Source organism: Streptomyces sp. NPDC045287, from assembly GCF_056432325.1.
In genome coordinates this window covers 40,343-59,197 of the sequence record NZ_JBWKJG010000014.1, presented here as the reverse complement: position 1 = coordinate 59,197, position 18,855 = coordinate 40,343, and the positions used below count along the sequence as shown (strand labels likewise).

At 75.4% G+C, this 18,855-nt stretch carries 16 protein-coding genes; 7 read left to right on the top strand and 9 right to left on the bottom strand.

All coding sequences use genetic code 11. From position 1 onward, the window contains the following. Positions 1-224: 224 nt before the first annotated feature. Both AC07D6_RS22800 and AC07D6_RS22795 read left to right on the top strand, forming a co-directional pair. Positions 225-1,085 (top strand): phosphotransferase enzyme family protein, encoded by an 861-nt coding sequence (locus AC07D6_RS22800; RefSeq protein WP_479047029.1) that lies wholly within the window; start codon positions 225-227, stop codon positions 1,083-1,085. Between the two features lie 61 nt (positions 1,086-1,146). Next, positions 1,147-1,971: an alpha/beta fold hydrolase gene (locus AC07D6_RS22795; protein WP_479047026.1), complete on the top strand. Its 825-nt coding sequence runs from the start codon at positions 1,147-1,149 to the stop codon at positions 1,969-1,971. A 10-nt stretch (positions 1,972-1,981) separates the two neighbouring features. On the opposite strand, the gene AC07D6_RS22790 is transcribed toward AC07D6_RS22795, so the two are convergent. Together AC07D6_RS22790 and AC07D6_RS22785 are read right to left on the bottom strand one after the other, a co-directional pair. Further along, complete coding sequence (locus AC07D6_RS22790) at positions 1,982-2,722, bottom strand: exonuclease domain-containing protein (protein WP_479047024.1); 741 nt, start codon at positions 2,720-2,722, stop codon at positions 1,982-1,984. 109 nt (positions 2,723-2,831) lie between these two features. Further along, positions 2,832-4,073, bottom strand: coding sequence for an SAV2148 family HEPN domain-containing protein (locus AC07D6_RS22785; protein WP_315877301.1), 1,242 nt, complete (start codon positions 4,071-4,073; stop codon positions 2,832-2,834). Positions 4,074-4,600: 527 nt separating this feature from the next. On the opposite strand from AC07D6_RS22785, the gene glgX reads away from it, so the two are divergent. Further along, positions 4,601-6,724, top strand: a complete 2,124-nt coding sequence (glgX, locus tag AC07D6_RS22780) for a glycogen debranching protein GlgX (RefSeq protein WP_315877302.1) — start codon at positions 4,601-4,603, stop codon at positions 6,722-6,724. A gap of 82 nt (positions 6,725-6,806) precedes the next feature. Beyond that, positions 6,807-9,143 (top strand): malto-oligosyltrehalose synthase, encoded by a 2,337-nt coding sequence (gene treY / locus AC07D6_RS22775; RefSeq protein ID WP_479047020.1) that lies wholly within the window; start codon positions 6,807-6,809, stop codon positions 9,141-9,143. A gap of 81 nt (positions 9,144-9,224) precedes the next feature. Here the strand turns inward: treY and AC07D6_RS22770 are convergent, their stop codons facing one another. Beyond that, entirely contained in the window at positions 9,225-9,776 is a 552-nt protein-coding gene (locus tag AC07D6_RS22770; protein WP_479047017.1) for a DUF1707 and FHA domain-containing protein, read from the bottom strand. Positions 9,777-9,931: 155 nt separating this feature from the next. Here AC07D6_RS22770 and treZ point away from each other — a divergent pair, with 155 nt between their 5' ends. After that, a complete protein-coding gene (treZ, locus tag AC07D6_RS22765; RefSeq protein ID WP_315877305.1) occupies positions 9,932-11,689 on the top strand; it encodes a malto-oligosyltrehalose trehalohydrolase in 1,758 nt (585 codons plus the stop codon). Between the two features lie 127 nt (positions 11,690-11,816). Here the strand turns inward: treZ and AC07D6_RS22760 are convergent, their stop codons facing one another. Together AC07D6_RS22760 and AC07D6_RS22755 are read right to left on the bottom strand one after the other, a co-directional pair. Continuing rightward, positions 11,817-12,701, bottom strand: coding sequence for a LysR family transcriptional regulator (locus AC07D6_RS22760; protein ID WP_479047015.1), 885 nt, complete (start codon positions 12,699-12,701; stop codon positions 11,817-11,819). 61 nt (positions 12,702-12,762) lie between these two features. After that, positions 12,763-13,389, bottom strand: coding sequence for a nucleoside/nucleotide kinase family protein (locus AC07D6_RS22755; protein WP_479047013.1), 627 nt, complete (start codon positions 13,387-13,389; stop codon positions 12,763-12,765). A gap of 134 nt (positions 13,390-13,523) precedes the next feature. On the opposite strand from AC07D6_RS22755, the gene AC07D6_RS22750 reads away from it, so the two are divergent. Then, a complete protein-coding gene (locus tag AC07D6_RS22750) occupies positions 13,524-14,177 on the top strand; it encodes an HAD family acid phosphatase (RefSeq protein WP_479047011.1) in 654 nt (217 codons plus the stop codon). 239 nt (positions 14,178-14,416) lie between these two features. Here the strand turns inward: AC07D6_RS22750 and msrB are convergent, their stop codons facing one another. From msrB to AC07D6_RS22730, 4 genes are all read right to left on the bottom strand, one after another. After that, complete coding sequence (gene msrB, locus AC07D6_RS22745) at positions 14,417-14,824, bottom strand: peptide-methionine (R)-S-oxide reductase MsrB (RefSeq protein WP_315877309.1); 408 nt, start codon at positions 14,822-14,824, stop codon at positions 14,417-14,419. A 26-nt stretch (positions 14,825-14,850) separates the two neighbouring features. Continuing rightward, positions 14,851-16,245: a UDP-N-acetylmuramate--L-alanine ligase gene (murC, locus tag AC07D6_RS22740; RefSeq protein WP_479047008.1), complete on the bottom strand. Its 1,395-nt coding sequence runs from the start codon at positions 16,243-16,245 to the stop codon at positions 14,851-14,853. Between the two features lie 43 nt (positions 16,246-16,288). Beyond that, positions 16,289-16,759, bottom strand: coding sequence for an indole-3-glycerol phosphate synthase (locus AC07D6_RS22735; protein WP_315877311.1), 471 nt, complete (start codon positions 16,757-16,759; stop codon positions 16,289-16,291). Between the two features lie 149 nt (positions 16,760-16,908). Further along, positions 16,909-17,736, bottom strand: coding sequence for a pyrimidine reductase family protein (locus AC07D6_RS22730; protein WP_479047005.1), 828 nt, complete (start codon positions 17,734-17,736; stop codon positions 16,909-16,911). 36 nt (positions 17,737-17,772) lie between these two features. On the opposite strand from AC07D6_RS22730, the gene zapE reads away from it, so the two are divergent. Next, positions 17,773-18,843 (top strand): cell division protein ZapE, encoded by a 1,071-nt coding sequence (gene zapE, locus AC07D6_RS22725; protein WP_315877313.1) that lies wholly within the window; start codon positions 17,773-17,775, stop codon positions 18,841-18,843. Positions 18,844-18,855 lie beyond the last annotated feature (12 nt).

Sequence of the window (18,855 nt, the reverse complement as noted above, 5' to 3'; positions counted from 1 at the left end):
GCGCGGGCGGGCGGCCCGTCCCGTGGGCCCCGGCGGGCGCCGACCGCGCCCGGTCGGGGCACGCGAAAGCGCCCGGGCGGGGCGTACGGGGGCGTGTGCCGGCCGGTCGGGCCCGGTGGTCCTCCCCCGGCGCGGCGCGCCCCGCGCCGGGTGCGAGACTGGCCGGCGACGAGGTCGGCGGCGCGAGCGGCGGACCGGCGAAGGGCGGAGGGCGAGACGGCGGCATGGACGAGGCGAGGGCGCGGGAAATCCTGGACGCGGCCGGGTACGCGGCGGGCGGCGCGGACGCGGCGCTGCTGGCGCTGGGCGAGAACGCGGTGTTCGCCGCCGGGGACCTGGTGGTGAAGGTGGGCCGGGACGCCGGGCTGCTGGACCGGGCGCGGCGCGAGGTGGCGGTCGCCGACTGGCTGGCCGAGGCGGGGGTCCCGGCCGTGCGGGCGGCAAAGCCCGGGGCGCGGCTGGTGGAGGGGCACCCGGTGACCGTGTGGCGGCGGTTGCCCGACGCCGTACGGCCGGCCGAGCCGCGTGATCTGGCCCCGCTGCTGCGCCGGGTGCACGAGCTGCCCGCACCGCCGTTCCCGCTGCCCGGCCGGGACCTGCTGGGCGGGGTGGAGCGGTGGCTGCGGCTCGCCGGGGACGCGATCGACCCGGCGGACGCCGCGTTCCTGCGGGAGCGGCGGGACGGTTTCGCCGAGGCCGCGGCGGCGCTCGTACCGCACCTGGAGCCGGGTCCGATCCACGGCGACGCGCTGCCGCGCAACGTCCACGTGGGCCCGGACGGCCCCGTCCTCGTCGACCTGGAGACGTTCTCCCTGGACCTGCGGGAGCACGACCTGGTGGTGCCGGCCCTGTCGCGGGACCGCTACGGCATGGACCCGGCGGCGTACGACGCGTTCACGGCCGCGTACGGCTGGGACGTGCGGGAGTGGGAGGGCTGCGCCGTGCTGCGCGGGGCGCGGGAGACGGCGAGCTGCGCGTGGGTGGCCCAGCACGCTCCGGCGAACCCGAAGGCGCTGGCCGAGTTCCGCCGCCGGGTGGCGTCGCTGCGGGACGGCGACCCGGGGGTCCGCTGGTACCCGTTCTGACGTGCTGTCATGATGACCGCGTCAGGACGTGTGCGGCCCACCGGACATCGGAGACTCGCGGATGCGTGTGGAACTCACCGAGGTGACCCTGGAAGTCGAGGACAGCGGGGGCTCCGGCCCCGCGGTGCTGCTGGTGCACGGCTTCCCGGACACCCACGACTGCTGGCGCCACCAGGTGCCCGCCCTCAACGCGGCCGGATACCGGACGATCGCCCCGGACCTGCGGGGCTTCGGCGGCTCCGACCGGCCGACGGAGACCGCGGCGTACGCCCCGGCCCGCTCCGCGGCGGACCTGCTGGAGCTGCTCGACCGGCTGGGCGTCGGCCGGGTCCACCTCGTCGGCCACGACTGGGGGTCCGGCATCGCGCAGGGCCTGGCCATGGCCGCGCCGGACCGGGTGGCGAGCCTGTCGCTCCTGTCCGTGGGCCATCGGGGCGCGCTCGCCGACGCGGGCTGGGAGCAGCGCAGCCGCTCCTGGTACATGCTGCTGTTCCAGCACGAGGGCGTCGCCGAGGAGTGGCTGCTGCGGGACGGCGCCGCGCACGCCCGGGAGTTCCTCACCGAGCACCCGGACGCCGACGAGGTCGTGGAGCGGCTGTCGGAGCCGGGCGCGCTCACCGCGGCGCTCGCCGTCTACCGGGCGGGGCTGCCGCCGCGGGCGCTGTTCGGCCCCGAGGTGCCGCTGCCGTCGCTGCCGGGGCCCGTGCTGGGCATGTGGAGCACCGGTGACCGGTTCCTCACCGAGCGGGCGATGACGGGCACGGAGAAGTACGTGGCGGGCTCCTGGCGGTACGAGCGGGTCGAGGGTGCGGGCCACTGGCTCCAGTTGGAGGCGCCCGAGCGGGTGAACGCGTCGCTGCTGGGCTTCTTCGCCGACCACGCCTGAGCGGTCCGGGTCAGCCGGTGGCCACTGTGGACGCGGAGGCCGGATCCGGTTGCCGGAGCGGCCACCGCGGGTCCACGACCGCGTCCGGGCTGCCCTTGCGCCGCAGGAAGTCCTGGAAGTCGGCCGCCCACTGCGCGTACCACTCCACCTGGCGGGCGTGCAGCTCGCGCGGCGCCAGCCGGGCCACCAGCGCGTGCCGCTCGGCTATCGCGCAGGCGACGAGGACGGCGGCCAGCGCGTCGGCAGCCGCCTCGTGCGCCCCGTCGAGCGCCACGCCGTACTCGGCGCAGACCGCCTCCAGGTTCCGCTTGCCGCGCCGGTAGCGGTCGACGGCCCGGTCGATGGTGTACGGGTCGACGACGGGCCCGACCGGCGCGCCGTCCAGCCGCTCGCCGAGCGACGGCAGACCGTGCCGCCGCAGCTCGGCGGCGAGCAGCGTCAGGTCGAACGCGGCGTTGTACGCGACGACGGGCACGCCCCGGGCCCAGTACCCGGCGAGGGCGCCGGCGACCTCGTCGGCGACCTCGCGGGCCGGGCGGCCCTCGGCGGCGGCGCGCTCGCTGCTGATGCCGTGGATCGCGGACGCCTGCGCGGGTATGCGGACGCCGGGGTCGGCGAGCCATTCGCGGCGCGCCAGGGTGCGCCCGTCCCGTACCTCCACGACCGCGGCCGTGACGATCCTCGCCTCGAACGGCTCCGTCCCCGTCGTCTCCAGGTCGAAGCCGACGAGGGTCTCCCCGTGCCAGTGCATCCCGAACCTCCTTCGCGGCGCCGCGGTCCGCGCGGCACCCTCCCCCAGTGGGTCTTCACCCTCGCACGCGGCACTGACAACGCACCCCGGGACCCCCGCAAAGGTATCTTCAGGACACCGGGCGCGAATCCGCCCAGAACGACTCGAACTCCTCGCGGTACGTCTCGAACAGCCCGTGGTCGCCGTCCGGCGCGGAGGCGACGACGGACCGCCGCCCGCCCCGCAGGACCAGGACGGGCGCCTCCATGCCGCGGGCCCGCCGGAGGTAGGACTGGACGACGCCGACGCCGTCGGGACCGTCGCCGTCGACCAGGTAGGCGGTGAAGCGGGGCGTCTCGTCGAACACCTGGATCTCGAAGGCCCCGGGGTCGCGCAGCTTGGAGCGGACCCGCCGCATGTGCAGGATGTTCATCTCCACGGAGCGGCTGAGCTCGCCCTTCTTGATGCCGAGCTCCCGCTCGCGCCGCTTGACGGCGCTGCTGGCGGGGTTGAGGAACAGCAGCCGTATCCGGCAGCCGGACTCGGCGAGCCGGACGAGCCGGCGGCCGGAGAAGTTCTGGACGAGCAGGTTGAGGCCTATGCCGATGGCGTCGAGGCGGCGGGCCCCGCCGAAGAGGTCCTCGGCGGGCAGCTGCCGCTGGAGCCGCACCCGGTCGGGGTGGACGGAGACCACGTCGGCGTACCGGTCCCCCACGAGGTCCTCGACGGCGTCGACCGGCAGCCGGTGCGCGGAGGGCACGCCGGCCCCGCTGCCGAGGATCTCCAGGAGCCGGGCCGAGGCGCGCTCCGACTGGTCGAGGACGGTCCGGGACAGGGCGCGGTTGCGGGAGACGACGTTGCGGGTGACCTCCAGCTCGTCGAGGGCCAGCTCCAGCTCTCGGCGGTCGTCGAAGTACGGCTCGAAGCAGGGCCAGTGCTGGACCATCAGCTCGCGCAGCTGGGGCAGGGTGAGGAAGCTGAGGACGTTGTCGTCGGCGGGGTCGAGGAGGTAACCCTTGCGGCGGGAGACCTCGCGGACGGCGACGGCGCGCTGCACCCACTCCTGGCCGGCCGGTCCGGCCGCCGCGACGACCCAGTCGTCGCCGTGCATGGGTTCGTACACGGGCCGCAGCACGGCGGCGACCACCGCGCGCAGACGCTGTTCGACCAGATTCAGCCAGATATAGGCCCGTCCGGCGCGCTGGGCGCGGGTGCGCACCTCGCTCCAGTCCCGGGCGTCCCAGTCCAGCTCCGCACCGATCTCCATCGGCCGGGCGAGTGAGACCGCGCCGGGCGGGACATCTGCGGAGTCAGTGGAGTCCCCCTCATGACCCGAGTCACCTGGGGGCAGCTCCAGCCCTCCCGAGCTCACCCGCGCACCGCCTTTGGTTCCGAACGCACGTCTCCAACGATCAAGGAAGGGTACTCCGGGAGGGCGACGCGGTGCAGCCGGATGGACAGGCTCGTTCCCCCACCCCCCTTGTTCCCGGCGGCGGTTCCGGGGTCCGGTGCGGGCGGAGCGGGCCGATTCGCGGGGGCGGGCCGCCCGTCACCCGCCCCGGCGCGGACCACCCGTGCGGGTGAGGGGCGGACGGCCCGTGCCGCCCGCTCCGGGGAACGCGGGGGGCGCGGGGTTGACCCGTCCGCCCGTACGGCCGCGCGACGCGGCGGCCGTACGGGGCCGCGAGCGCCGCCGGTCCCGCCGCCGCCGCGCGGCCACGGCACGCCAAGAAGGACGATTTCCGGCCAGACCACCGCACCGGACCCGGCCCCGGTCACCCGGTAGGACCGTCCGGCGTCCTAGGCGGGCGGGCGGATTTCGTGGAGGATCGGATGAAGTGACCCCATCAGCCGGAGAAGTGACCCCATCAGCCGGATCAGAATGGAAGAGTCTTATCTATGCAGGTCTGGCCGGGACAGGCGTATCCCCTCGGTGCCACCTACGACGGCGCCGGTACCAACTTCGCGGTCTTCTCGGAGGCCGCCGACCGTATCGAGCTGTGCCTGCTGCACGACGACGGCTCGGAGACCGCGGTGGAGCTGCGGGAGACCGACGCGTTCGTGCGGCACGCCTACCTGCCCGGGGTGATGCCGGGCCAGCGGTACGGCTTCCGGGTGCACGGGCCGTACGCGCCGGAGCGCGGGCTGCGCTGCAACTCCGCGAAGCTGCTCCTCGACCCGTACGCGCGCGCGGTCGCCGGGACCGTCGACTGGGGCGAGGCGGTGTACGGCTACCACTTCGGCAGGCCGGACTCCCGCAACGACCTCGACTCGGCGCCCCACACCATGTCGTCCGTCGTCGTGAACCCGTACTTCGACTGGGGTGACGACCGGCCGCCGCGCACCGACTACCACCGCACGGTGATCTACGAGGCCCACGTGAAGGGCCTGACGATGCTCCACCCGGCGCTGCCCCAGGAGTTGCGCGGCACGTACGCGGGCCTCGCGCACCCGGCGATCATCGAGCACCTGACCGAGCTGGGCGTGACGGCCATCGAGCTGATGCCCGTCCACCAGTTCGTCCACGACCACCGGCTCGTCGACGCGGGGATGGCGAACTACTGGGGCTACAACACGATCGGCTACTTCGCCCCGCACAACGCCTACGCCTCCTGGGGCGACCGCGGCCAGCAGGTGCTGGAGTTCAAGTCGGCGGTGCGCGCCCTGCACAAGGCGGGCATCGAGGTCATCCTCGACGTGGTGTACAACCACACGGCGGAGGGCAATCACCTGGGCCCGACGCTCTCCTTCCGGGGCCTGGACAACCCCTCGTACTACCGGCTCGTGGAGGACAACCCCCGGTACTACATGGACACGACCGGCACCGGGAACTCGCTGCTCATGCGCTCCCCGCACGTCCTCCAGCTCATCATGGACTCGCTGCGGTACTGGGTGACGGAGATGCACGTCGACGGCTTCCGCTTCGACCTGGCGGCAACGCTGGCCCGCCAGTTCCACGAGGTGGACCGGCTGTCGTCCTTCTTCGACCTGGTGCAGCAGGACCCGGTGGTCAGCCAGGTCAAGCTGATCGCCGAGCCGTGGGACGTGGGCGAGGGCGGCTACCAGGTGGGGAACTTCCCCCCGCTGTGGACCGAGTGGAACGGCAAGTACCGCGACACGGTCCGCGACCTGTGGCGGGGCGAGCCCCGGACGCTCGCGGAATTCGCGTCCCGGCTGACCGGCTCCTCGGACCTGTACCAGGACGACGGGCGGCGGCCGCTCGCCTCGGTGAACTTCGTGACCTGCCACGACGGCTTCACCCTGCGGGACCTCGTCTCGTACAACGAGAAGCACAACGAGGCCAACGGCGAGGGCAACCGCGACGGCGAGAACCACAACCGCTCCTGGAACTGCGGGGTCGAGGGGGAGACCGACGACGCCGGCGTCCGGACGCTGCGGGCGCGCCAGATGCGCAACTTCATCGCCACGCTGCTGCTCTCCCAGGGCGTGCCGATGCTCAGCCACGGCGACGAGTTCGGGCGCACCCAGCACGGCAACAACAACGCCTACTGCCAGGACGGCGAGCTGTCGTGGGTCCACTGGCCCGGCGCGGACGAGGAGGAGGCCAGGTCGCTGCTGGAGTTCACCCGGTCGATGGTGTGGCTCCGCCGGGACCACCCGGTCTTCCGGCGGCGCCGCTTCTTCCACGGCCGGCCGGTGGAGGGCACGCACGACGATCTGTCGGACATCGCGTGGTTCACCCCGGGCGGCCGGGAGATGACCGCGCGGGACTGGCAGGCCGCGCACGCCAAGGCGCTGTCCGTGTTCCTCAACGGCCACGCCATCTCCGAGCCGGGCCCGCGCGGCGAGCGGATCTCCGACGACTCGTTCCTGCTGATGTTCAACGCCGGTGCCGACGACCTGGACTTCGTCGTCCCCGTCAACCACGGCCGCCAGTGGCAGGTCGTCGTGGACACCGCCGTGCCGGAGGGCACCCCGCCGGGCCAGGGCGACAAGGTGGCGGCCGGCGACCGGCTCACCCTGGTCGGCCGGAGCCTGGCCGTACTGCGTCGCCCGGCGTAGCGGCCGGGCCGTGCGTCCACCGAACGAGGTGTTCGGCGGGTGCGAGGGGAGAGGCGCCGCGCGGGCGGGTACGTACGTTCGCATGACGTCTCACGCGCCCGGTGCCCCGCTCGCCACGTACCGGCTCCAGCTCCAGCCGGACTTCCCGTTCGGGGCCGCCGCCGAGGCGGTGCCGTACCTCGCCTCCCTCGGTGTCACCCACCTGCACCTGTCGCCGGTGCTGGAGGCCGTCCCCGGCTCGACGCACGGCTACGACGTGACCGACCACGGCCGGGTGCGGGAGGAGCTCGGCGGCGAGGCGGGGCTGCGGGACCTCGCCCGCACCGCGCGGGCGCACGGCCTCGGGCTCGTCGTCGACCTGGTGCCCAACCACATGGCGGCCGCGCTGCCGCACAACCGGGCGCTGTGGGAGGTGCTGCGCGACGGGCCCTCCTCGCCGTACGCCCGGTGGTTCGACATCGACTGGGAGGCGGGGGGCGGCAAGGTGCTGCTGCCGGTGCTCCCGGCCCGGCTCGGGGACGTGCTGGACGAGCTGCGGGTCGACGCGGACTCCTCCGTCCTGCGGTACGGCGCGCAGGTGTTCCCGTTGCGCGCCGGGACGGCCGGGCTGCCGCTCGCCGAGCTGCTGGACGCCCAGTGGTACCGGCCGGCGTGGTGGCGGCTGGCCCGCACGGAGCTGAACTACCGGCGGTTCTTCACCGTCTCGGACCTCATCGGGGTGCGGGTGGAGGACCCGGAGGTGTTCGAGGCGACCCACGCCAAGATCGTGGAGCTGGTGCGGGACGGGGTCGTCGAGGGGCTGCGGATCGACCACCCGGACGGGCTCGCGGACCCCGAGGCGTACCTGCACGCGCTGGACCGGGCGACGGGCGGGGCGTGCTGGACGGTCGTCGAGAAGATCCTCACCGGTGACGAGCGGCTCCCGGCGGGTTGGCCGGTGGCGGGCACCACCGGGTACGACGCGCTGCGCCGCGTGGACGGGCTGTTCGTCGACGGGGCGGGCGCGGAGGAACTGGGCGGACTGTACCGGCGGTTCGCGGCCCCGCCCGGCGACCGGGGCGGCCACTGGGAGGCGACGGCGCGCCGGGCGGCGTACAAGGTGGTGACGCACGAGCTGGCGGCGGAGGTGGCGTTCCTGACCCGGACGGCCGGGCGGATCTGCGCGGCGGACACGGGGCTGCGCGACCACGCGCCGTGGGCGCTGCGGGCGGCGGTGCGGGAGCTGCTGATCCGGGTGCCGGTCTACCGGCCGTACCGGATCGGTGCGGAGGAGGTGCTGACGGAGGAGGCGGCGGCCGAGGCGCGGGGGACGTTCGCGGTGCCGGAGGAGGCGGCGGCCGTGGACGTCGTCCGGGAGCTGGCGCTGGGGCGGCTCGGGGAGGGGCCCGACGCGGCGGCGTTCCGGACGCGGTTCGCGCAGACGGCGTCGGCGCTGCGGGCGAAGTCGGTGGAGGACACGGCGTTCTACCGGTACGTGCCGCTGCTGTCGGCGAACGAGGTGGGCGGCGACCCGGGCAGGCCGGCGGTGTCCCCGGCGGAGTTCCACGCGTACTGCGCGCGGATCGCCCGGGACTGGCCGACGACCGGGACGGTGCTGTCCACGCACGACACGAAGCGCAGCGCGGACGTGCGGGCGCGGATCGCCGTCCTGTCGGAGTGCCCGGGCCGGTGGGCGAAGCTGCTGGGCGACGTGGCGCGGGTGCCGGCGCCGGACGGGCAGCTGGCGTGGGCGGCGTGGCAGACGGCGCTGGGGCTGGGCCGGCCGTCGCGGGAGCGGCTGGACGGGGCGCTGCTGAAGGCGGCGCGGGAGGCGGGCCTGCACACCGGCTGGACGGAGCAGGACGCGGCGTACGAGCGGGCCGTGGCGGAGTTCGTGGCGGAGGGCCCGGCGGGGCCGGTGTGGCACCCGGTCGCGGAGCTGGCCCGCGAGCTGGAGCCGCACGTGCGGGCCAACGTGCTGGGCGCGGCGCTGCTGCACCTGGCGATGCCGGGCGTGCCGGACCTGTACCAGGGCACGGAGGCGGTGTACGAGGCGCTGGTGGACCCGGACAACCGGGCGCCGTTCCGGGAGGCCCGGCCGGACGAGAAGACGGCGGTGACGCGGGCGGCACTGGGGCTGCGGCGGCGGTACCCGGAGGTGTTCGGCGCCTCGGGGACGTACACGCCGCTGGCGGCCCGGGGCCCGGCGGCGGACCACTGCGTGGCGTTCCTCCGGTCGGACCGGGTGGTCGCGGCGGTGACGCGGCTGTCGCTGCGGCTGGCGGAGGCGGGCGGCTGGGCCGGTACGGCGCTGACGCTGCCCGAGGGCCGGTGGGTGGACGCCCTGGACGGGGCGCGGGTCGTGGACGGGGGGCGCGCGGTCGCGGTGGCGGAGCTGTTCGGGGAGCGGCCCGTGGCGCTGCTGAGCCGCGCGGAGTGAGCGCGCCGCGGCGGGGGCCGGGGCCGGGCGGCCGGGCCCCGGCGGCTCAGCGGGCTCCGGCGGCTCAGCGGGCCGCGAGGCTCAACGGGCCGCGAGGCGGAAGGCCATCCGGCCGAAGGAGACCATGTCGCCCGGCTGGACGACGACCGTGCCGGTCACGCGCCGCCCGTTGACGGTGGTGCCGTTGGTGGAGTTGAGGTCGCGCAGGACCCACGACCCGCCCTGCATGCCGAGTTCGGCGTGCAGCCGGGAGACCGTCTCATGGCTGAGCCGCAGCCCGTTCACCGGGTCGCGCCCTATCCGCAGCGGGTACGGGCCCGGCTCCGGCAGCAGCAGCTTCGGCAGCCGCTCGGCCTGCCAGGCGTGGCCCAGCCGCACCGTGAACGCGGAGATCCGCTCGACGGCGCCGAACAGCCGCCGCGACCAGCCCCCGTCCCGCTCCCGGAGGTCGTCGGTGAGCACCGCCAGCTCCTCGAAGTGGCGGGCGGCCAGGGCGAGCTCCGTGCGCCGCAGGAACGTGTCGTGGGACAGCTTCCCCTGCACCGCGCCCTCGCGGATCAGCTCCAGCGCCCGGTCCCGCTCGGCGTCCGACAGCCGGGCGGGATGCGTCTGGGGATCGAAGGGCGACGTCACGGAGGGATTGTCGGTCGCCGGGGCCCGGGGTGTCCAGACGGGTCGCCACCGGACGGCCCGCCCCGCCCCGGCGGTGAAGTGCCGTGCTTCCCGGCTCCGGTCTTGCCAGGATGGGGCGCGGTGACGGGACCTGGCCGACGACGAGGGGATCGCCAGTGCTGTTCGAAGTGTGGGCGCCGAACGCGCGCGAGCGGGTGGAACTGGAACTGGAGGGTGCCCGGCACCCCATGGAGCGCGATCCGCTGCGCGACGGCTGGTGGACGGCGAAGGCCGGCGGCGACGTACCGGACGGGGCGCGGTACGGGTTCTCGCTGGACGGCGGACCGGTGCTGCCCGACCCGCGGTCGCGGCGCCAGCCCGACGGGCCGGACGGGCGGAGCGCGGTGGTGGACCAGGCGGCGTACGCCTGGCGGAACGAGCCGCCGCGGCGCGGGCTGCGCGGGGCCGTCCTGTACGAGCTGCACGTGGGGACGTACACGCGCGAGGGCACCCTCGACGCGGCGGCGAAGCGGCTGGACCACCTGGTGCGGCTGGGGGTGACGCACGTGGAGCTGATGCCGCTGTGCCCGTTCCCCGGGCGGCACGGCTGGGGGTACGAGGGGGTGTCGCTGTGGGCGGTGCACGAGCCGTACGGCGGGCCGGCGGCGCTGAAGCGGTTCGTGGACACGGCGCACGGGCTGGGCCTGGGCGTGGTGCTGGACGTGGTCCACAACCACCTGGGGCCCTCCGGCAACCACCTGCCGGCCTTCGGCCCGTACTTCACGGACACGCACCACACGCCGTGGGGCGCGGCGGTGAACCTGGACGCGCCGGGCTCGGACGAGGTGCGGGCGTTCCTCCTGGGCAGCGCGCTCGCGTGGCTGCGGGACCACCGGATCGACGGACTGCGGCTGGACGCGGTGCACGCGCTCGCCGACACGCGGGCGCTGACGTTCCTGGAGGAGCTGTCGGCGGCGGTGGACGAGCTCGCCGCGGAGCGGGGGCGGGAGCACTTCCTGATCGCCGAGTCGGACCGGTGCGACCCGTGGACGACGACGCCGCGCGCGGAGGGCGGGCTGGGGCTGCACGCCCAGTGGAACGACGACTTCCACCACGCGCTGCACACGGCGCTGACCGGCGAGTCCCAGGGCTACTACGCGGACTTCGCGCGGGCGCCGCTGGCCGCGCTGGCGAAGGTGCTGGGCGAGGTCTTCTTCCACAACGGCACGTTCTCGACGTTCCGGGGCCGTACGCACGGCCGCCCGGTGGACCCGGAACGGACACGGGCGCACCGCTTCCTCGGGTACGCGCAGACGCACGACCAGGTCGGCAACCGGGCGCAGGGCGACCGGCTGTCGGCGTCCCTCTCCCCCGGCCTGCTGGCGTGCGCGGCGGTGCTCGTCCTGACGGGCCCGTTCACGCCGATGCTGTTCATGGGCGAGGAGTGGGGGGCCCGCACGCCGTGGCAGTTCTTCACCGACCACACGGACCCGGAGCTGGCCGAGGCGGTGCGGCGCGGCCGGCGGCGGGAGTTCGCGGCGCACGGCTGGCGGGAGGAGGACGTCCCGGACCCGCAGGACCCGGCGACGCGCGACCGCTCGTGCCTGGACTGGGAGGAGCCGGCGCGCGAGCCGCACGCGCGGCTGCTGGACTGGCACCGGCGGCTGATCGCACTGCGGGCCGCGCGGCCGGACCTGACCGATCCGGACCTGGCGGCGACGCACGTCGTGTATGACGAGGAGGCCCGCTGGATCGCGTACCGGCGGGGGGACGTGCGGGTGGCGGTGAACCTGGCGGACCGTCCGGCGCGGATCCCGCTGGGCCCGGACGGGGGGCGGGTGCTGGCCGCGTGGGAGCCGGTGGAGGCGCCGGGGGCGGAGGGCGGGGAGCTGGTGGTGCCGGCGGAGTCGTGCGTGGTCCTCTCCCTCTCCTGAGGGCCCCTGAGCGGCTCCTGAAGGCTTTTAAGGGCCCGGGGGCCGGTTCCGGGGCGGGCCGCGCGGCTGCCGCGGCCGGCCCCTCCCCGCCTGCGGCAGTCGCGCGGCGGCCGTGCGCCCCGCCGGCTCACCCGCCGGTGAGCCGGGCGGTCAGCTCCGCGGCGGGGCCGGCTGGTTCGCCCGCGTGGAGCAGTTCGACGCGGTGGACGAGGCGCGGTTCGACGAGGGGGACCGCGGTGGCGGCGGGCGCGGCGGGGACGGTGGCCGGGAGGAGGGCGAGGCCCTGCCCGGCGGCGGCGAGCGCGGTCAGGGTGTGCACGTCGGTGCCCTCGTAGCGCAGGGCGGGGCGGAAGCCGTACGTGCCGTGGGCGGCGCGCAGCTGGTCGAGGGGGAGGCCGGCGGCGGGGGCGTCCAGCCAGCGGGCGGCGGTGAGCTCGCCGATGCGCAGGCCGGGGCGGTGGGCCAGCGGGTGGCCGGCGGGCAGGTGGACGGCGAGCGGCGCCTCGGTGACGCGGAGGGCCGTCAGCGGGGCGGTGCCGCCCGTCGGGGCGGTCCCGGACAGGGGCAGCGGGTCGCCGGTGACGGCCAGACCGTCGACGAGGCCGAGGTCGGCGGTGCCGTCGGCGAGCGCGGCGGCTATCGCGTCGCGGGGCCGGACGCGCAGGGTGACGCGGGCGGTGGCGGCCGGGAGGGCGGCCAGGAGCCGGGGGCCGACGGCGAGCGGGGCGGCGGCGACGGCCAGTTCGCCGGCGGGCGCGGCGACGAGGCGGGCGAGGTCGGCGCGGGCCGCGTCGAGGCGCAGCAGCAGCGGTACGGCGTGCTCCAGGAGACGCGCGCCCGCCACGGTGGGGACGACGGGCCGCCGGGTCAGCAGCGGCAGGCCCAGCTCTCTCTCCAGGGCGGCGACGTGCCGCGCCACGGCGGCCTGGGTGCACCCGAGTTCGCGCGCGGCCGCCGGGAACGAGGCGAGCCGGCTCACCGTCACGAACGTGCGCAGGAGGCGGGGGTCCATGACGCCCAGTCTGGACCGCCGGGCCCGGCCGTGACCGGCGTCCGGCGCAACTGGCGGATCGTCAGTCGACGGGGACGACGAGGTCGGCGCGGGCCCGGCCGGGGGCGATCAGCCTCGCGTTGGCCTCGTCGGAGGCCCGGACCCAGCGCTCGGCGTCGGCGCGGCCCTTGCCGTACCGGACGTGCCGGTCGACGAGGCGCCGGATCCGCAGGTCGTCGTCGGCCTCCACGTACCAGACCTCGTCGAGGAGGGCGCGGACCGGGACCCACGCGGGGTCGTCGTGCAGCAGGTAGTTGCCCTCGGTGACGACGAGCGGCACGTCGGGCGGGACGGGCACGCTGCCGGCGACGGGCTCCTCCAGGGCGCGGTCGAAGGCGGGCGCGTACACGGTGACGCGGGGGTCGGCGGCCCGCAACCGGGCCAGCAGGGCGGCGTACCCGGCGGCGTCGAAGGTGTCGGGGGCGCCCTTGCGGCCGGCCCGGCCGAGGCGGTCGAGCTCGGCCCCCGCGAGGTGGAAGCCGTCCATGGGGACGAGGACGGCGAGCCCACCGAGCCGGTCGACGAGGCGCGCGGCCAGGGTGGACTTGCCCGCGCCGGGTGGGCCGGCGAGGCCGAGGACGCGCCGCGTGCCGGGGGTGGCGAGGCGGCGCGCGCGGGCGGTGAGGGCGTCGAGCTGCTGCGCGTCCATGGTCTCGATTGTCCCTGTCCGGACGGTCTCTCGACTCGTGGCTACCGACCAGTAGAAGGAACGCCTCATTCCGTCCACCATGTGACACGAGCATGGCACCTCACGGCTCGCACCCCCCACAGAGGAGTGACCCCATGCGCGGACGCAGCGCCTCCCGGCACCGCACCCTCACCGTCGCCGCCACCGCGGCCCTGGCCCTGGCCTGGCCCGTCCAGGCGGACGCGGCGGCCCCGGCCGCGGTCCCCGACCGGCCGGCCGCCGCCGTCGCGGCCGGAGCCGCCCGGTCCACGGACGTGGACTACGCGACCTGGCAGCGCGACGTGGCGGCGGCCCTCGCCCCCGCCCGCCCCTACGTCGAGCAGCGCACGGCGAACGCGTCCGGCGAGAAGCTGGCGATCGTGCTGGACGTCGACAACACGTCCCTGGAGACGGACTTCCACTCCTTCTGGGAGTACCCGACCCCCGCCGTCCGCCCCGCCCTCGACCTGGCCCGCTACGCCGACTCCCGCGGCGTGGACGTCTTCTTCGTCACCGCCCGCCCCGGCATCCTGCACGGCCTCACCGCGCGCAACCTGCGGTCCGCGGGCTACCCGGTGGACGGCCTGTACGTCCGCGACCTGCCCGACCTGTTCGGCGAGGTCGCCGCGTACAAGACGGAGAAGCGCGCCGAGATCGAGGCGAAGGGCTACCGGATCATCGCCAACATCGGCAACCGCCCGAGCGACCTGGCGGGCGGTCACGCGGAGCGCGTCTTCAAGCTCCCGGACTACGACGGCGAGCTCTCCTGACCCCGGCGCACCGGCGGAACAGGGGGCGCGGCGGCCCGGCGCCGTGGAGGACGGACCCGCACGGCGAAGGCGCGGGAAACGGCGTCCGGCCCGCGGCTCGCACGACGCCTCCCAGATCGGAGACGTGATCGGCCCGGGGCGCTGACGGCGGCGCCGGCCGCACGGCCGGGGGCGGGTCGAGGACCGCGCGCCGCCCCTTCCTCCGCCCGACGGCGGGGGAAGGGGCGGCCGGGTCGTGCTCAGTCCGCGGCCGGGGCCAGGCGGAGGGAGACGGAGTTGATGCAGTAGCGCTGGTCCGTGGGGGTCGGGTAGCCCTCGCCCTCGAAGACGTGGCCCAGGTGGGAGCCGCAGCGGGCGCAGCGGACCTCGGTGCGGACCATGCCGTGGGAGCGGTCCTCCAGGAGTTCGACGGCGTCGCTGTCCTTCGGGTCGTAGAAGGACGGCCAGCCGCAGTGGGAGGCGAACTTCGTGTCGGACGTGAACAGTTCGGCACCACAGGCCCGGCAGGAGTAGACGCCCTCTGTCCTGGTGTCGGTGTACTCGCCGGTGAAGGGCGGCTCCGTGCCCGCCTCGCGCAGGACGTGGTACTCCTGCGGCGTCAGCTCGGCGCGCCACTGCTCGTCCGGCTTCTCGACCTCGTACGGCATGGTCTGCTTCAGCTCCCTCTGCTCGGTCAGCGCGCCAGGCGGTCGAGGATCCTCGGGCCGAGGTCCGTGACGTCGCCGGCGCCCATGGTGAGAACGAGATCGCCGGGCCGGGCCATTCCCGCGACCAGTTCGGGCACGGCCTCCTGGTCGGGCGCCGGGGTGACGTCGGCGCCCGCCGCGGCGGCCGCGTCGGTGATCAGGGCGCTGGTGACGCCCGGGACCGGGTCCTCGCGGGCGGGGTAGATGTCGAGGACCAGCGACCGGTCGGCGAGGGCGAGGGCCCGGCCCATCTCCGCGCCCAGCTCCTGCGTGCGGGAGAACAGGTGCGGCTGGAACACCACCAGGAGGCGGCGGTCGGTGCCGGCCGCGGCGCGCATCGCCTCCAGGTCGGCGGTCATCTCGGTGGGGTGGTGCGCGTACGAGTCGATGACCTGGACGCCGGCGGCCTCGCCCTTGAGCTGGAGGCGGCGCCCGACGCCGGTGTACGCGGTGAGGGCCCGGGCCAGGTCGGCCGGGTCGACACCGGCGCGCGCGCCGGCGGCGAGGGCGGCGGCGGCGTTGTGGGCGTAGTGGCGGCCGGGCACGGAGACCGTGAAGGTGTGCTCGCGCCCGTCGAGGACGACGGTGACCTCGCTGGTCATGCCCTTCGGGGTGATGCGGCGGATCCACACGTCGGACGACTCCGACTCGCCGACGCGCAGGATGTCCAGGCCCGGCCGGCCGGAGACCCGCGCGGCCAGCTCGCGGGCGCCCGGGTGCTCGCCGACGACGAGGGTGCCGCCGCGGGGGACCTTGGCCACGAACGCCTCGAAGGACTCGTAGATCTCTTCCAGGGAGGCGTAGTTGGCGTGGTGGTCCAGCTCGACGTTGAGGACGAGGGCGACCTCGGGGTCGTACTTCTGGAAGCTGCGGTCGCTCTCGTCGGCCTCGGCGACGAAGAGGTCGCCGCCGCCGTGCCGGGCGTTGGTGCCGGGGCCCGCGAGGTCGCCGCCGATGGCGTACGACGGGTCGAGCCCGAGCTCGGTGAGGGCGACGGCGAGCATCGACGTGGTGGTGGTCTTGCCGTGGGTGCCGGCGACGGCGATGGCGCGCAGGCCCTCCATCAGCGCGGCCAGCGCGTCGGAGCGGTGCACGACGGGGATGCCGAGCTGCTGCGCGCGGGCCAGCTCGGGGTTGTCGGCGCGGATGGCGCTGGAGACGACGACGCAACTGCTGTCGTCGGCGAGGTGGTGCGCGGCGTGGCCGATGTGGACGGTCGCGCCGAGGACGCGCAGCGACGCGGCGGTCTCGGAATCGCGCGCGTCGCTGCCGGCGACCTTGGCCCCGCGCTGGGCGAGGATCTTCGCGATGCCCGACATGCCGGCGCCGCCGATGCCGATGAAGTGCGGCCGTTCCATTGCGGCAGGGATGGCGGGTGCCATGCGGTTCTCTCCCCGGGGTGTGGCGTACGTGCGGGGGCCCAGCCTATTCGTTGTGCGCGAAGAGCTTGAGCACCGGGACGCCGACCTTGTGGCGGGCGCGGGACGCCCAGTCGCGGTGGAAGAACTCCTCCACGTAGTGCGGGGCGGTCAGCACGATCACCTCGTCGGCCTCCGCCTCCTCCACGACGGCCCTCATCTTGTCCAGCGGGTGGTCCTCGACGACCTGGCCGACCGCCTCGCAACCGGCGTCGCGCAGGGCCTGCACCGACTGCTCCAGGGCCACCTCCGCCGGGCGCCGCGCCTCCGCGCCGGACGGCTCCTCGCCTTCCTTGGCCGCGTCCTTCAACGCGCCGACGGCGACGTCGTCGATGGCGCGCAGCAGCGCGTCGGTCTGGTCGCCGCGGGGCTGCATGAGCACGATGAAGGAGACCGTCTCGTCCCCGTGCAGGGTCGTGACGAAGTCCACGTCCACGGACGACAGCGGTTTCTCGATCATCAGAACGCTTGTGAACACCTGGTGAGCCCTTCTGCGGAAACCATCCTGCCCCGTGCCCGCACGGGGTCTGCGAGGGTAAGTCTGCCCAGCGCGAGATAAGCGGAACGACTAATTCCGATCCTTCGCCGGATCGGCGTGTCCCTCCGTGTGTCCGCCATCGGGCCGGTTCACACCGGGAGGGACCGCCGGTACCGCGTGAAGAGGAACCCGTCCTCCTCCAGCACGGACGCCAGGGCGAACCGCGACGGCACCGCCAGGGACGGCCCGCCCGCGATGCGCTGCGCGTCCCCGGCGGTGAGCACCGGGGACACGGTCAGGCACAGCTCGTCCAGCACCCCGGCGGCCACGAACTGGCCCAGCAGCCGCGGCCCGCCCTCGGTGAGCTGCCGGGTCAGCCCGCGCCCGGCCAGCGCCCGCACGGCGCGCTCCGGCTCCACGCCCGGCCCGTCGCCCGCGACGACCACCTCCGCCCCGGCCCGCTCCGCCTCCCGCACCCGGGCGGGCGGCGCGGCGGCGCCCGTGAGGACCAGGGTCGGTACGAGCGGCGAGGTGAACAGCGGCAGCGAGAAGTCCAGGTCCAGCGAGGCGCTCACCACGGCGATGGCGGGCGCGGGCCCCTGCCCGGCCGCCTCCCGGCGCGCGGCGAAGCCCTCGCGCGCGCGGGCCGGGCGGTATCCCTCCAGGCGTACGGTCTCGGCGCCCACGACGACCACGTCGGCGAGCGCCCGCAGCGTGCCGAAGATCCGCATGTCGGCGGCGGAGGAGATCGGCTCCGAGCGCCCGTCGTGCTGGGCGGCGCCGTCCAGGGACGACACCATGTTGGCGCGCAGCCACGCGCCGCGCGGCGTCCCGGCCGCGGCGGGCGGGTAGGCGTACGCGTCGGCCAGCTCGTCGAGGGACCACTCGCGGCTCTCCCCCGCGGTGGGCGCGGCGGGCGCGGCGGAGCCGGCGGGAACGGGCGGTGTCTGGTCGGTCACAGGGAACAGGCGTCGCATGTCGTGCAGTCTGGCACGGCGCTTACAGTGGGGAGCGTGTCGACGAGTGCCCTGACCGAAGCGGTCCCGCTGTCCCTGTGCGCCCGCGAGCCGCACGTCCCCGCCGATCGCCTGGTCGCCGAGATGGTGCCCCCGCCGCGCTTCGACGGCGTGCGCTTCGACACGTACATCCCGGACCCCAACCAGCCCAGCCAGGCCGAGGCCGTCTCGGTGCTGGCCGGTTTCGCCGCCGGCCTCGGCGGGGCGCACGGGGGCGGCACGGGCAGGCGCCGCTGGTTCTCCCGGAAGCCCGCCGCCCCCGTCGGGCCGCGCGGGGTGTACCTGGACGGCGGGTACGGCGTCGGCAAGACGCACCTGCTGGCGTCGCTGTGGCACGCCACCCCGGCCGAGCCCGCGCTCAAGGCGTTCGGCACGTTCGTGGAGCTGACCAACCTGGTGGGCGCGCTCGGCTTCCAGCAGACCGTACGGACCCTCAGCGGGCACCGGCTGCTGTGCATCGACGAGTTCGAGCTGGACGACCCGGGCGACACGGTGCTGGTGTCCACGCTGCTCGGCAAGCTGGTCGAGGCGGGCGTCGCCCTGGCCGCCACGTCGAACACGCTGCCGGGCAAGCTGGGCGAGGGCCGGTTCGCGGCCGCGGACTTCCTGCGCGAGATCCAGGGCCTGTCCGCGCACTTCCGGCCGCTGCGCATCGACGGCGAGGACTACCGCCACCGCGGGCTGCCCGAGGCCCCGGCGCCGTACGCCGACGAGGAGGTCACGAAGGCGGCGCACGCGACACGAGGCGCCTCCCTGGACCACTTCCCGCAGCTCCTGGAGCACCTGGCGCGGGTCCACCCGAGCCGGTACGGGGCGCTGACCGAGGACGTGACGGCGGTCTGCCTGACGGGCGTGAGCGCCGTCCCCGACCAGTCGACGGCGCTGCGCCTGGTGGTCCTCGCCGACCGGCTGTACGACCGGGAGATACCGGTGCTCGCGTCCGGGCTGCCCTTCGACCGGCTGTTCAGCGACGAGATGCTGAACGGCGGGTACCGGAAGAAGTACTTCCGGGCGATCTCGCGGCTCACCGCCCTGGCCCGGGACGCCAAGGGGCTGGTGGCGCAGTAGGTTGGGGGGTCG

What these genes read in the sequence shown, in the direction of transcription:
- AC07D6_RS22800 (WP_479047029.1), top strand. Translation starts at nt 225, where the DNA reads ATGGACGAGGCGAGGGCGCGGGAAATCCTGGACGCGGCCGGGTACGCG.
- AC07D6_RS22795 (WP_479047026.1), top strand. Translation starts at nt 1,147, where the DNA reads ATGCGTGTGGAACTCACCGAGGTGACCCTGGAAGTCGAGGACAGCGGG.
- AC07D6_RS22790 (WP_479047024.1), bottom strand. Translation starts at nt 2,722, where the DNA reads ATGCACTGGCACGGGGAGACCCTCGTCGGCTTCGACCTGGAGACGACG.
- glgX (WP_315877302.1), top strand. Translation starts at nt 4,601, where the DNA reads ATGCAGGTCTGGCCGGGACAGGCGTATCCCCTCGGTGCCACCTACGAC.
- treY (WP_479047020.1), top strand. Translation starts at nt 6,807, where the DNA reads ATGACGTCTCACGCGCCCGGTGCCCCGCTCGCCACGTACCGGCTCCAG.
- AC07D6_RS22760 (WP_479047015.1), bottom strand. Translation starts at nt 12,701, where the DNA reads ATGGACCCCCGCCTCCTGCGCACGTTCGTGACGGTGAGCCGGCTCGCC.
- AC07D6_RS22755 (WP_479047013.1), bottom strand. Translation starts at nt 13,389, where the DNA reads ATGGACGCGCAGCAGCTCGACGCCCTCACCGCCCGCGCGCGCCGCCTC.
- AC07D6_RS22750 (WP_479047011.1), top strand. Translation starts at nt 13,524, where the DNA reads ATGCGCGGACGCAGCGCCTCCCGGCACCGCACCCTCACCGTCGCCGCC.
- msrB (WP_315877309.1), bottom strand. Translation starts at nt 14,824, where the DNA reads ATGCCGTACGAGGTCGAGAAGCCGGACGAGCAGTGGCGCGCCGAGCTG.
- murC (WP_479047008.1), bottom strand. Translation starts at nt 16,245, where the DNA reads ATGGCACCCGCCATCCCTGCCGCAATGGAACGGCCGCACTTCATCGGC.
- AC07D6_RS22730 (WP_479047005.1), bottom strand. Translation starts at nt 17,736, where the DNA reads ATGCGACGCCTGTTCCCTGTGACCGACCAGACACCGCCCGTTCCCGCC.